The following is a 12763-nucleotide window of genomic DNA, read 5'->3' as shown; positions in this document are numbered from 1 at the left end:
AAATTGTTATATTTACAATCTTACAACTTAATAAGATGCCAAAAAAATTGTTTAGAAATCTCCTTATATTTTTCATTTTTGCTTCGGCTACTGCTCAGGAAGTACAAACGGAAGTAAATCCGCCTTACAATATTAAAACCGTCTCTTTTGTTCAGAACGGTAGTAATGTGATTCCGATCTTCGAATTGGGGGAAGCCTTTCAATTTCAATTTGACGATTTATTTGGTAATGAAGCCAATTATTATTTTGAAGTGATACACTGCGATTACAACTGGAAACCGTCTGATATTCCGAAAACAGACTACATCAGCGGTTTTGACAATCAGCGAATTACTGATTATTTAAATTCGTTTAATACACTTCAAATCTATTCACATTACAGACTTCCTTTCCCGAATCAGTTTACCAGTCAGCTGCGTATTTCCGGCAATTATATGCTTCGTATTTTAAATGAAGACAGAGAAGTTGTGCTATCCAGAAAATTTATCTTATACGAAAATCACTGTACTGTAGCAACTCAGGTAAAAAGAAGCCGGGATTTGTCTAACATAGAACACAAACAAAATCTGGATTTTAACATCAGCTCTAATGATATTGTTTTTCAGACTCCGCTGCAAAATGTAAAAGTGCTGCTGCTACAGAATGGCAACTTTAACACTTCTATTAAAAATATTGTGCCTCAATACACCATTAGGAATCAGCTGGTGTACAAATACGATAAAGAAACTCAGTTTTGGGGTGGTAATGAGTTTTTGTATTTTGAAAACAAAGACATACGTGCGGCTAGCACCAATGTAGCCAAGGTAGGAAGCAGCGGCGACATTTATAACTCTTATTTGTTTACCAATCTGGCAAGAGCCAATCAGATTTACTCGAACAATCAGGATGTAAACGGAAATTTCGTAGTGAAGAATATCAATGCTTCCAACAATGAAATCGAAGCTGACTATGCCTGGGTATATTTCAGTCTGTCGGCCCCAACTTTCAGAGCCTCGAATAAGGACATTTATATCAGCGGGATGTTCAACAATTACAGCCTGTCTCCGGAATACAAAATGGATTACAATTCCGATAAAGGTATATTTGAAAAAGCCGTAATGATCAAACAGGGTTTTACCGCTTTTCAATATACAGTTGCCGATAAAAAAGGAGTGATTGATTATGAAAATGCCATAGACGGTAACTTTTATCAGACTGAAAATGAATACACCATCCTGGTGTATTACAGAAAAAGTACAGATCGATACCAGAGAGTGATTGGCAAAGGAAATGCAAGCTCGATAAACATCATAAATTAAAACATTGTTAAGGATTTAGGCAGAAAGATTTTTTTTCGTAGCTTTGCACCTATAACGCACACATATATACTACTTTAGTATGGTTTCTCAGATAACAAGAGGCATAAAAATATCTGTTTTGACTAGTTTTGAAGGTACTTACTTCAAGAACTATAAGATTCACTTTGCTTTTAGCTATGTCGTTACAATCGAAAATCACAGCAAAGATTCTGTTCAGTTAACTTCTCGTCACTGGGAAATTTTTGACTCTTTGAACGACCTTGAGATTGTTGACGGTGAAGGTGTTATTGGGAAAAAACCGGTTTTAAAACCCGGCGAAAATCACACTTATAGTTCAGGCTGTTTATTGTCATCTCCTTATGGTGCAATGAAAGGTCATTTTAATATGATCAACTTTACCACTACCAAAACATTCAAAGTAATTGTTCCAACTTTCAGAATGTGTGCTCCTTTTGCTTTAAACTAAAAATTAGGTTTAAAACTCCCTTTTTTATCGTTATCTTAATCACAAATTTGTCAAATTATTAATTTATCCTTTGTACTTTTGTGCAGCGTTAGATTATTCGTAACAATCAAATCGTCTAATTCTTAAATTGTCTAATTATCTAATTTTAAATAACATGCTAAAAGGATTCTTTCACGTACCAAAAGCGGTAAACGAACCGGTAAAAGGATACGCACCTAATTCACCAGAAAAAGCAGCAGTTCAGGCAGCTTACACTACTTTATGGAACTCTAAAATCGACGTGCCGTTATACATCGGAAGCGAAGAAATCAGAACTGGAAATACAAGAACAATATCAGCTCCTCACGATCACAAACATATCGTAGGAACCTACCATTTAGCTGAAAAACAACATATCGAAAAAGCGATTGCCAACGCTCTTGAATCAAGAAAAGCATGGGCAAATATGGCATGGGAACAACGTGCTGCTATTTTCTTAAAAGCTGCTGAGCTTATTGCAGGACCATACAGAGCCCGCATTAATGCAGCAACAATGATCGGTCAGTCTAAAAATATTCATCAGGCAGAAATTGATGCTGCTTGTGAGCTAATCGACTTTTTACGTTACAATGTAGAATTCATGACTCAGATTTACGGAGATCAGCCAAAATCAGATTCTTCTACGTGGAACCGTTTAGAATACAGACCTCTTGAAGGTTTCGTTTACGCGATTACTCCTTTCAACTTTACTGCTATCGCTGCTAATCTTCCTGCAAGTGCTGCTATGATGGGTAATGTTGTGGTTTGGAAACCAAGCGACAGTCAGGTTTTCTCTGCAAAAATCATTATCGATATTTTCAAAGAAGCAGGTGTTCCTGATGGAGTTATCAATGTTGTTTTTGGTGATGCCTTAATGATTACAGATACTGTTTTAGCAAGCCGTGATTTTGCAGGAGTTCACTTTACAGGATCAACTCATGTATTTAAAGACATCTGGGCTAAAATTGGTGCTAACATTCACCACTACAAAACTTACCCAAGAATCGTTGGAGAAACTGGTGGTAAAGATTTTATCATTGCACACCCAAGCGCTAACGTAAAACAAGTGGCTACAGGAATTGCCCGTGGTGCATTTGAATTTCAGGGACAAAAATGTTCTGCAGCTTCAAGAGCTTATATTCCGCAAAGTTTATGGCCAACAGTTAAAGAACAATTAGTTGCCGATGTAAAATCAATGAAAATGGGTTCTCCGGAAGATTTCGGAAACTTTATTACAGCGGTTATCCACGAAGGTTCTTTTGATAAATTGGCGAGCTACATCGACCAGGCTAAAAAAGACGCTGATGCTGAAATCATCGTTGGTGGAAACTACGATAAATCAGTTGGTTACTTTATTGAGCCAACAGTTATCGTAACTACAAACCCAAAATATACTACAATGGAAACCGAATTATTCGGACCTGTAATCACTATTTATGTTTACGAAGATGCTAAATGGGAAGAAACTTTAGAATTAGTAGATACTACTTCTGAGTACGCTTTAACAGGAGCGGTATTTAGCCAGGATCGTTATGCAATTGAAGTAGCTACAGTAAAATTACAAAATGCTGCAGGTAACTTCTACATCAACGATAAACCAACAGGAGCTGTTGTAGGAATGCAACCTTTTGGTGGAGCAAGAGCTTCAGGAACTAACGATAAAGCAGGTTCTGCACTGAACTTATTGCGTTGGGCATCTCCTAGAACCATTAAAGAAACCTTTGTAACTCCTGAAGATTACAGATATCCTTTCTTAGGATAGTCTTAAAGCTGGAAAGTCAAAAGTCTTAAAGTTAATACCAAAAAGCCAAATCTAAAAATTTAGATTTGGCTTTTGCTTTGTTTAACCTATTGCTTTTTATTTCTGAACAGGATTTATAATTTAAAACTGGAAATAGTATGAAAACGATCTGCTTCTTTGTTTTTTTCTCCTTCAAAAGTATCATAGTTCACAACTAACAGTTTTCCTTTATAAACAATAGTCTCACAAGGATTATCCAATTGCCCGTCAGAACCGTCAGCATTATCATTTTCCCAAATTAAAGAAATAGTATTTGTATCTAAATTTAATTGGTGCACGCTATTATTTTCATAATTGGCAATGAAAATAGAGTTTCGCTTTTTATCATAAAAAAAACCATCGCAACATTTTAATTTATCCGAATCAAAAACAACCTTTTTAGATTTTACTTTTCCATCACTATAGAATTCTATTTTAGTAATTACTCCATCACCAAAATTTCCTGCATATAGATTTCCCTTTTTATCGAAAGCAATTCCATCAATCCCAATTGTTCTCTTGGTAACTTCAGGTTTTAAGATAAAAGTTGCAATCCGATAATTTTTCTTATTTGATGAATCCAGGACAATCTTTTTCTTATTTAATTCCTCTAACGAAAAACTATAAATTCCGCTTTCTCTTCTGTTTTCAAACAAAGCATCCGTTATGTAAATTCGGTTTTTAAACCATCTTATGGCTTCTCCAAAATTAAATCCTTCGGCCAAAACCTCAGCATTTATTGGTTTTCCGTCTTTTACTATAATTCTAATTAATCTCGAGAAATTCTCTTTTCCAGCAAAAAACTGATTGTCCATAATATATAGATTCCCATCAGGGCCAAACTCCATTCCCATCGGATGTACTTTTTGTGTAACAGGATGCAATGGTAATTTGTCGAACCAGGTTATCGGTTTATCATTTTTATCGAAAGTTAAAATTTTACTGCCGTACTTTTCAAATGAAATTGCATTTGTAATCGAAAGAAATAAATTTCCTTTCTTATCAAGAGCCATCCCGTCCGGAGTTTGGCAAGTTTCGCCTAAGTCTGCAAACAAAGTAGGCCTGATTGCTCTGGAAGCCTCGTTGTATTTAATTTCTTGTTTTTTTTCTTGCGAAAATAAGTTTAAAGAACTTATTAAAATCAGAATACCAATTGTGTGTTTAATCATTTTTTTCATTTCGTTTTAGGTCCGTTTATTATTTTAAGGCGATTTTACTTCAGCATGTCACTCAGAAATAGAATCAATACAAGGATAAATTTGATCCTAATTATTTTTAAGCGAATATAATTGGAAGAACTTCTGATCATTACAGGCGCAACTGAAAAGGTAGTTTTAGCAATCAAATAATGAATAATTCAATTCTGTTGTATTCGTATGCCGAACTGCTGTTATTGAAGGCAAAATCTTATTATTTATAGTCCTAAACAAAGCTTATTTCTATATTTTGTTATCTTGCTCCTATTTAAAATATCCTATGAATTTCATCAAACAAATTGATTTAAAAAGAGCAGCTCTTCATTGTTTCTACTGGATTTTCTTTTTATTTTTTTATTTTTCGAATAAATCTGACAACGAAAATTCTTATGCTTTTCTATTTATATATTCCTGGAAAATTGGAGCACAGGCAGCTGTTGGGTATGGTCTGATTTATTGGATTATTCCCCACACACTAAATAAAAAGAAATATTTACTTTTTACAATTTCCGCATTGGGCTGGCTCTATTTCATTTTTGCCCTTTTAATGATTTTAAAATTTTATTATCTCGAACCAAAATTCCCAGGTTTCTTTGATGATTGGCTTGGGCATAAAATGACCGTTATCGAAAGATTAACTTCGGTTAAATTGATGCTGAGAGAATTCTCGTTCCTTACCTATCCTGTTATTATTTTAGGTTTTATAAGTTTTAACCGTAAACAACAACGCCTTTTAAAATTAGAAGAAGAAAAAAAATCAATGGAACTGAAGATTCTAAAAAATCAACTGAATCCACATTTCCTTTTCAATACATTAAATAATCTATACACTTTAACTTTAAAAAAAGATGAAAAAGCGCCTGAAGTTATTGCTAAATTATCTGAAATTTTAGATTTTGTTCTCTATCGCTGCAACGAAGATTATGTATCGATCGAAAAAGAAATTGCGTTAATTGAAAATTATATTGGTCTGGAAAAATTACGCTACAGCGAAAACAGATTGACTATTTCATTTACTAAAAACATCGAAGTAAGCAACAAGATATCTCCTCTAATTCTATTAACTTTTATCGAAAACGCCTTTAAACATGGGGTAATTAACGAAACCGAAAAAGCAATGATTTTTTTGCATTTAGAAAGCAACAAACAACAAATCATTTTTAGCATTGACAACACAAAACCTAAAAACGATTTTAATAAAATCTCGGATAAATCTAAAATTGGCTTAGAAAATGTTCGAAAACAATTGGATTTATTATATCCCCAAAAACATCAATTAGAAATTGAAGAAACGGAAATTACTTATGCCGTTAAACTTTACCTCAACATTTAATTTTAAGATCACAAAATGAAAACTCCTAAGATTTTTTAGAGCTATAACCAAAACTGACTCAAAACCCTTAACTTAGATTTTCTAAAAAATATTCTTTTTTTGAATGAAATACAAATGCATCATCATTGACGACGAACCTTTGGCAAGAGAATTAATTGCTTCTCATTTAGTGAATTTTGAAAATTTCGAACTTATCGATTCTTTCGAAAATGCACTTAAAGCTTATACTTTTTTAGAAACAAACACAGTCGATTTAATTTTTCTGGATATAGAAATGCCACTCTTAAAAGGCAATGAATTTTTAAAGAAATTAAAAAATCCGCCTAAGGTAATTTTCACGACTGCTTATCGGGAATATGCCATAGAAGGTTATGAACTTAATGTCATTGATTATCTCTTAAAACCTATAACTTTTGACCGTTTTTTTGTCTCGATAGAAAAATTCAAACAAGTACAGCCTTTGAAAAAGGAAACAAAATCAGACTCTGAAAATCATATTTTTGTAACCAGCGGAAGCAGAAATATTAAAATTGTATTTGATGATATCTTATTTGTTGAAAGCCTAAAAGATTATATTACCATTCATCTCGAACACGGAAAATCACATCATATTAAGCAGAATATTTCTGTTTTTGAGAAACAATTAGATGCTAATTTTGTCCGTGTTCACCGCTCTTATATCATTCAGATCAAAAAACTAACCGCTTATTCTAAGAATGAAGTTGAAATAAATACGGTCGAAATACCAATAGGAAATAGCTATAAAGAAAACTGGTTACATCATTTAGATACCGCTTTACTGAAATAAAAAAACCAATCTTAAAATGAATAAGATTGGAATTTTTAGTTTTATTTCCAAACCGGAATTTTTACAAAACTATCATTGTACCATTTGATTTTCAGAGGCACTTTAGCATCTTTAATAGTCTCGCTGCTGACCTCCTTCCCCGTTCCATAATTCAATTCCGAAAATGAGTTTTTGTTTACATTCAAAGTAATCAACAATCTACTTCCTTTACTCAGTTGTTTGCTCACCACACGAGTATTTGAAAAAGGAATACTTTCTATTTTATTGGGCTGAAGCAAATTTCTTTTTGTAATATCCTTCGCATAACTTGCCCTGCCTATAAAATAAGACAGCTCAAAATATTTCCCATCTGGCGTTACTTCAAACAAGGTAACTCCAATATCCATATCTTTTTTATTGATACTCGCTTTTATCTCCCCAAAAAATGCCCCATTTACCACTATCGGCTGACTAAAAGGTTCGCTTATAAAAACATAACCATTGGACGTGTCTACTTCGTTATCAATAATAGGATCGGGATAATAATCGTTATTAATGGTTTGTCGGTCTGCAAAATCAACTTCCTGCGGCAAATAACTTTTCTTAACCGGTTTTATGGCATTCAACGAGTAAAATTTTCCTTTCTCTATCGGATCATTGGCAAGATACAACGTTAACACACTATTACTCATTTTAGCAATAGACGGAGCGCTTCTCCATTCATTAGCCCCCATTACCTCATAATTGACTCTGTCTTTTAAGATTGCCGGTTTGGGTTTACCCTTCAAAATATAATCAAACCATTGATAGGTTATTTTATAGGTATTGATTAAAGCCACCTCATCTACTTTGTAACCGTTCAGAACAGCATCACCCCCTACTTGCGCACCAAAATGACCATACGGACCAATGATTAAATAAGTGTTAGCTTTAGGATTGTATTTCTCCAATTCTCTCAAATAATACAACCCTGAATTTTGAGAATCATTATAGTAACCGTCAATGGCTAAAACCGGAATATTGATCTGCGCAAAATCTTTTTCGTACGGTGCCATTTTCTGCCAGTATTTGTCAAATGACGGGTGTTTGATCCACTTTTGAAAGGACTGGTTCGGACTACCGTCAATGCTATCCATTTTTTTGTAAGCCACACCGGTTTCCCACCACTTAAACTGCATATTCCTGAAGCGCTGTCTGTCATTTCCCGCAACCGTATCCAGATATTTGTTATTTCCAACATAAAACGTCCATTCGTAATTAGGATTTATAAAAACGTTATTTTCCATAGGCAAACCCATTCCCGGTCTGGAAGCAACATACGGAACTATCGTTTTAAGTGCAGGATGCATTTTTTTACACGCTGCCCATTGCGTAAACCCGTTATAACTTCCGCCATACATCCCGACGCTTCCGTTGCACCACTCCTGTTTACTAATCCAGTCGATAACATCATAAGTATCATTAGTCTCGTTTTCATAAGGCATTATTTCGTCAGGACTAAATCGTTTCCCGCGTGAATACGACATGACTCCTATATAATCCTTATCTGCCGCTGTTTTTAAAGATTTGAGATCTCTGCCTTTTTCTCTGGCATAAATGGTATGCTGATAGATAACCGGCTTGGGAGTTAAATCTCCCTTTTTCCGAACAACGATTGCTGATATTAAAGCACCGTCTCTGGTTTTAATCATCACACTATCCTGAATGTCATAAGCGCTTTCCTGATCTTTTGATCTCGTCGCCATAGTCTGCTGCGAAAATGTCTGGATTACCGAACAGACAAAAAATACAAAACTTAGAATTAATTTCATTGTGTTATTTTGTTTAAATGGTTTTATTAAAATTTTAAAATGATTGAAAAAAGAAGTAATCATGCGGTATCTGAATTTATTTTCCGGAGCTTTATTCCAAATACAACACACTGCGTCCGGCTGTTTTTAATAAATTTAAAAACGGCCTGATTTTTTATGACTTCTTCTTTTTGTTAAAGCGATTTAAAAAGAACGGACATCTCTTTTTAAACCCGTTCGGTGTAATTAATAAATAAATCATTTAACACATAAAAACATGTTTCTTACACATAGGCTACCTCTGTGCGTTTAAAATAAGTGAAACGCCTTATTTAAGAATGTTACTTCTATGTTTCTATGTGTTAAAAAATAATTACATCTAACAGTTTTTTTTTAAGTTAAATCCCATTAAGATTTTTAAATTTCACGGCCTGACGGTTTGAAACTTCTAAGAGTTCTCCCGTTTTTAACTTTACTTCCAGTTTGCCGCTAGCGGTTCTGTTAACTTCCCGAATGTGATTAAGGTTGATAATTTCGGTTCTGTTTATTCTAAAAAAAACATTCACATCCAGCATTTCTTCCCATTGGCGGAGGGAACGTCTTTGAAGAGCTTTTTTATCCTGAAAAAAAAGTCTGGTGTAATTTTCAAGAGATTCGATCCGATAAATTTCATCCAACTGAATAAAGAATCTTTTCTCTCCATCTTTAATGAAAATCTTACGGTCTTTTACTGCAACATCTCCCAAAGAATACTTTCCGGATAAAGTATTTCTTATTTTATCGATTGCTTTTGCAAAACGTTCTTCCCTAATCGGTTTCATTAAATAATCTAAAGCATTTACTTCAAAAGCCCGCACAGCATATTCATTATAAGCTGTTGTAAAAAGTACTGCCGGTGCATTATCGAGAGATTCCAGTAAATCGAAACCGGATTTTTCAGGCATCTGAATGTCCAAAAAGATCAGATCCGGCATTTTGGCTTCAATCAGACTTTTGGCTTCATCAGCATTTCCTGCTTCTCCTACAAGAACAAAATCTTCATGCGGTTTTAGTGCCCTTTTTAGTTCTTCTCTGGACAAACGTTCATCGTCTACTATTATAACTTTTATCTTTCTCATTCTGATGGGAATAAAATAGTTGCCAAAACGGTTTCGCTCTCCATTTCTTTAATTTCAAAAGAAGCTCTTCCTTTGTATTGCAACAGTAATCTCTCTTTCAGATTACTCAATCCAATACCTGAAAAATCTTTAATCTCTTTATGAAGCTTCCCCGAATTTTGAACACTGATTTTTATAAAATTGCCCGCCTGCTCTATTTTTACGGTAACAGCTCCTCCTTCTTTTCTTTTTTCAATTCCATGTTTTATCGCATTCTCCACCAGTGTCTGAATACTTAAAGGTAAAACTAAATGATCAGACAGCTTTTGATCTACTTCAATTTCCACCTGTAGACGTTCTTCAAATCGAATTTTTTCCAGCTCCAAATAATCCCTAACCAGACTGATTTCATCGTTTAAGGCTACTAAATTTCCTATATTATTGTTTAAAGAATTCCGAAGCAGATCAGATAAAAGGTCAATCGCCCGTCGCGCTGAATGCGGATCTTCTAACACCAAAAACTTAATACTGTTCAGTGAATTAAAAAAGAAATGCGGATTAAGCTGTGTACTCAGATTATTCAATTGTGCTTCTTTTAATATAATAGACAATCTGGCATTTTCTTTTACGGTTTCAATCTCTAATCTTGAATAATGATACAGATGATAAGCCAGCACCCAAATAGACATTAGTCTGGTACCTGTAATAAAAACCTGCAACTGCGTGGATTGTAAAAACGAAATAAATGAAATTGATGTGCTTTTTAAAACAAATAGCCGAACAAGGTAAAGTTTCCCCACAATCAAAAGCATGTACAACACAGAAAGTATAAGAACACTCAACACTATTCTTGGAACCAATTTTTTCAGACTGAACTTATTCCAACCTCTTATCAAAGCAAAATTTCTGTAAAGATGCGTTAATGAAATACCGATAAACACATCTAACACAAAATCAGCTATCCCAATTGTCCACATAAAACTGCTTCCAAAAAAAGCTGAAATCCCCCAATACAAGGAGGTTACCATCCATCCAACGAGCTGAATTTTCCAATATGCAGATAATTTTACCATCATTCTCAAGTCAAAAACTGTTATGCTGTAGTAAAGATATTCCACTAACAGAGATTGAGCAAATAAAAGTACATAAGCGAAAGATAACTGCGGACGAATGACGTTCTTTCCTGAATTAACACATAAAACAGACTAAAACCGGATCTTAAATCGACCCTACTTGTATCTGTCTTTTAAAACCTTATAAAAATAGATGTTTTTACTTACAAAAAAAATCAATGCTAATGATAAAAATACGTTTTTTCCTTCATTTATATTTAGAATCATTCCAAATTACAACTTTGTCTTATCATGTTATTTATATATCCTATCGTTACATTAAAAGAGAAAAAACCAATATAAATTTGCAGTATAACCCCAAGAAAAAACATAAATTTTAACCTCAAAAAAACGAGAAATAAACTTCATAAACAATTACTATACAATCCAGTTTCAACAAAGGAATCAACTAAAAAATCAACAATTGACTTATGAAAAGCTTGAAAAATGCTCCGCAGATTATTCTAAACTCAAAACATATTGGGCATCCAATTGATTTCAAATGGAATAAAAAGAAGATGGAAAAGTTCTTAGATCCTCTGGATGAATACAAAGAACTCGAAACTGCATTGTTAAATATTAATCATAAAGCAACGGTAGGACTTAGCGCTGCTTTACTGGAATGGATCTACTGGCGTTTTATAGGCCATAATACAAGTATCACTGATACCGAAAAACGCATCGAAGCACTTTGGTGTTCAATTAAAGATCCGGAGTTATCAAGTCCTTTATTATTTGACCCTAATTTTGACATTCCGGCTTCAGGGCCTATAGATGGGCCATTATGGGTGGCACATATGACCGTGAGAATGATCGATGTAAGATATAGAAAAGGGTCTTACTTTTTACAAAATGAAATTACAGGACTGGTACTGCTTGCCCGTCATATAACGCCTAAGAGAAAAAAATTTGACAATTGGTTCAACAATATTCTTATACAATTAACTTATCTGTATCCGTGTCCGTATACAAATGAAGATCTTGATGAAACGGATGAAAAGGTATACGATTCCCATAACGAATCAGTAATCTGCCGAGATTTTTTCTTTAATCCTAAATTTCGCTATACCATCATGGCATCAGAAAAAGCGGTGAATAAATACATCCAAAATTCAGATCAAAAAAGTAATCCGTTCCTGCAACTATCACAAAAAGTTTCCTAATTATGATTTACTAATACTATTTTAAATGCAAAACCCAATAATGCTCTGAAAACAGACAAGCATTATTGGGTTCTTTTTTATAGCTTCTAAACAGTGAACTTTAAAGGCAAATGGACCACCTTTTTAGTTTCAAAGAACTCGTCTTCAAAAATAGTCGACAAATCATATAAAGTAGCTTTTGGAAAAGCTGCCAATTCTTCTGTTAAGTCTCCTCCCTTTAAATATAGAATTCCATTTTTCAAAGTGTGCTTATGCTGCTTCTTTATTTTACCTTTTACCCAAGAAACAAAATCCGGCATATTGGTTACTGCGCGACTTACAATAAAATCAAAATCACCTTTCACCAATTCAGCACGCTTTTGTTCTGCTTTAACATTTTTCAATTCTAACGCATCTACAACTCCCTGAACCACCTTAATTTTTTTTGCTATCACATCGATCAGATAAAAACGGGTTTCAGGAAAAAGAATGGCCAACGGAATTCCGGGAAACCCACCTCCGGTACCCACATCCAAAACCGTTGCCCCCGGTTCAAACTTCATAATTTTAGCAATTCCAAGCGAGTGCAAAATGTGTTTTGTATATAAAGCATCAATATCTTTTCTTGAAATAACATTGATTTTTTCATTCCAATCGTGGTATAAAAAGTCTAACTTTTGAAATTGCTGGATTTGAAGTTCAGTCAAATCCGGAAAATATTTCAATATCTCATCCATTGCTCTA

General features: G+C 34.0%; 11 protein-coding genes. 6 read left to right on the top strand and 5 right to left on the bottom strand.

What is annotated here, in order from left to right; genetic code table 11:
- Positions 1–35: 35 nt before the first annotated feature.
- The 3 genes from LNQ34_RS12260 to pruA all read left to right on the top strand — a co-directional run bounded on the left by LNQ34_RS12260 (position 36) and on the right by pruA (position 3544).
- On the top strand, positions 36–1298 hold the full coding sequence (locus LNQ34_RS12260; RefSeq protein WP_229999945.1) for a type IX secretion system plug protein: 1263 nt from the start codon (positions 36–38) through the stop codon (positions 1296–1298).
- Between the two features lie 79 nt (positions 1299–1377).
- Positions 1378–1764 (top strand): Co2+/Mg2+ efflux protein ApaG, encoded by a 387-nt coding sequence (gene apaG / locus LNQ34_RS12255; RefSeq protein WP_041517556.1) that lies wholly within the window; start codon positions 1378–1380, stop codon positions 1762–1764.
- 154 nt (positions 1765–1918) lie between these two features.
- On the top strand, positions 1919–3544 hold the full coding sequence (pruA, locus tag LNQ34_RS12250; RefSeq protein ID WP_229999943.1) for an L-glutamate gamma-semialdehyde dehydrogenase: 1626 nt from the start codon (positions 1919–1921) through the stop codon (positions 3542–3544).
- A 113-nt stretch (positions 3545–3657) separates the two neighbouring features.
- Here the strand turns inward: pruA and LNQ34_RS12245 are convergent, their stop codons facing one another.
- Positions 3658–4731 carry an NHL repeat-containing protein gene (locus LNQ34_RS12245; RefSeq protein ID WP_229999942.1) on the bottom strand — a complete coding sequence of 358 codons (1074 nt, stop codon included), beginning with the start codon at positions 4729–4731 and terminating at the stop codon, positions 3658–3660.
- Positions 4732–5038: 307 nt separating this feature from the next.
- Between LNQ34_RS12245 and LNQ34_RS12240 the strand changes: the two genes are divergently transcribed.
- Both LNQ34_RS12240 and LNQ34_RS12235 read left to right on the top strand, forming a co-directional pair.
- The gene (locus tag LNQ34_RS12240; protein WP_229999937.1) at positions 5039–6091 is read left to right on the top strand and encodes a sensor histidine kinase; all 1053 of its coding nucleotides are present in this window, start codon (positions 5039–5041) and stop codon (positions 6089–6091) included.
- 103 nt (positions 6092–6194) lie between these two features.
- The gene (locus LNQ34_RS12235) at positions 6195–6899 is read left to right on the top strand and encodes a LytR/AlgR family response regulator transcription factor (protein WP_229999935.1); all 705 of its coding nucleotides are present in this window, start codon (positions 6195–6197) and stop codon (positions 6897–6899) included.
- Positions 6900–6940: 41 nt separating this feature from the next.
- Here the strand turns inward: LNQ34_RS12235 and LNQ34_RS12230 are convergent, their stop codons facing one another.
- The 3 genes from LNQ34_RS12230 to LNQ34_RS12220 form a co-directional block, all read right to left on the bottom strand.
- A complete protein-coding gene (locus LNQ34_RS12230; RefSeq protein WP_229999934.1) occupies positions 6941–8689 on the bottom strand; it encodes a CocE/NonD family hydrolase in 1749 nt (582 codons plus the stop codon).
- Positions 8690–9066: 377 nt separating this feature from the next.
- Complete coding sequence (locus LNQ34_RS12225) at positions 9067–9786, bottom strand: LytR/AlgR family response regulator transcription factor (protein WP_229999929.1); 720 nt, start codon at positions 9784–9786, stop codon at positions 9067–9069.
- On the bottom strand, positions 9783–10883 hold the full coding sequence (locus LNQ34_RS12220) for a sensor histidine kinase (RefSeq protein WP_229999927.1): 1101 nt from the start codon (positions 10881–10883) through the stop codon (positions 9783–9785). The genes LNQ34_RS12225 and LNQ34_RS12220 overlap by 4 nt, the downstream gene beginning before the upstream one ends.
- 425 nt (positions 10884–11308) lie before the next feature.
- On the opposite strand from LNQ34_RS12220, the gene LNQ34_RS12215 reads away from it, so the two are divergent.
- On the top strand, positions 11309–12040 hold the full coding sequence (locus LNQ34_RS12215) for a hypothetical protein (RefSeq protein WP_202701267.1): 732 nt from the start codon (positions 11309–11311) through the stop codon (positions 12038–12040).
- A gap of 86 nt (positions 12041–12126) precedes the next feature.
- Here LNQ34_RS12215 and rsmG read toward each other — a convergent pair whose 3' ends face one another.
- A complete protein-coding gene (gene rsmG / locus LNQ34_RS12210) occupies positions 12127–12756 on the bottom strand; it encodes a 16S rRNA (guanine(527)-N(7))-methyltransferase RsmG (protein ID WP_017497786.1) in 630 nt (209 codons plus the stop codon).
- Positions 12757–12763: the final 7 nt, after the last annotated feature.

The sequence above is a fragment of the Flavobacterium lipolyticum genome, assembly GCF_020905335.1.
In the GTDB taxonomy this organism is placed as follows: Bacteria; Bacteroidota; Bacteroidia; order Flavobacteriales; family Flavobacteriaceae; genus Flavobacterium; species Flavobacterium lipolyticum.
The sequence above is the reverse complement of the archived record's forward strand: the minus strand, read 5'-3'. Positions and strand labels throughout refer to the sequence as shown.

Coding starts and splice junctions, on each gene's coding strand:
- apaG (WP_041517556.1), top strand. CDS start 1,378: ATGGTTTCTCAGATAACAAGAGGCATAAAAATATCTGTTTTGACTAGT.
- rsmG (WP_017497786.1), bottom strand. CDS start 12,756: ATGGATGAGATATTGAAATATTTTCCGGATTTGACTGAACTTCAAATC.
- LNQ34_RS12235 (WP_229999935.1), top strand. CDS start 6,195: ATGAAATACAAATGCATCATCATTGACGACGAACCTTTGGCAAGAGAA.
- pruA (WP_229999943.1), top strand. CDS start 1,919: ATGCTAAAAGGATTCTTTCACGTACCAAAAGCGGTAAACGAACCGGTA.
- LNQ34_RS12245 (WP_229999942.1), bottom strand. CDS start 4,731: ATGATTAAACACACAATTGGTATTCTGATTTTAATAAGTTCTTTAAAC.
- LNQ34_RS12240 (WP_229999937.1), top strand. CDS start 5,039: ATGAATTTCATCAAACAAATTGATTTAAAAAGAGCAGCTCTTCATTGT.
- LNQ34_RS12215 (WP_202701267.1), top strand. CDS start 11,309: ATGAAAAGCTTGAAAAATGCTCCGCAGATTATTCTAAACTCAAAACAT.
- LNQ34_RS12260 (WP_229999945.1), top strand. CDS start 36: ATGCCAAAAAAATTGTTTAGAAATCTCCTTATATTTTTCATTTTTGCT.
- LNQ34_RS12225 (WP_229999929.1), bottom strand. CDS start 9,786: ATGAGAAAGATAAAAGTTATAATAGTAGACGATGAACGTTTGTCCAGA.
- LNQ34_RS12230 (WP_229999934.1), bottom strand. CDS start 8,689: ATGAAATTAATTCTAAGTTTTGTATTTTTTGTCTGTTCGGTAATCCAG.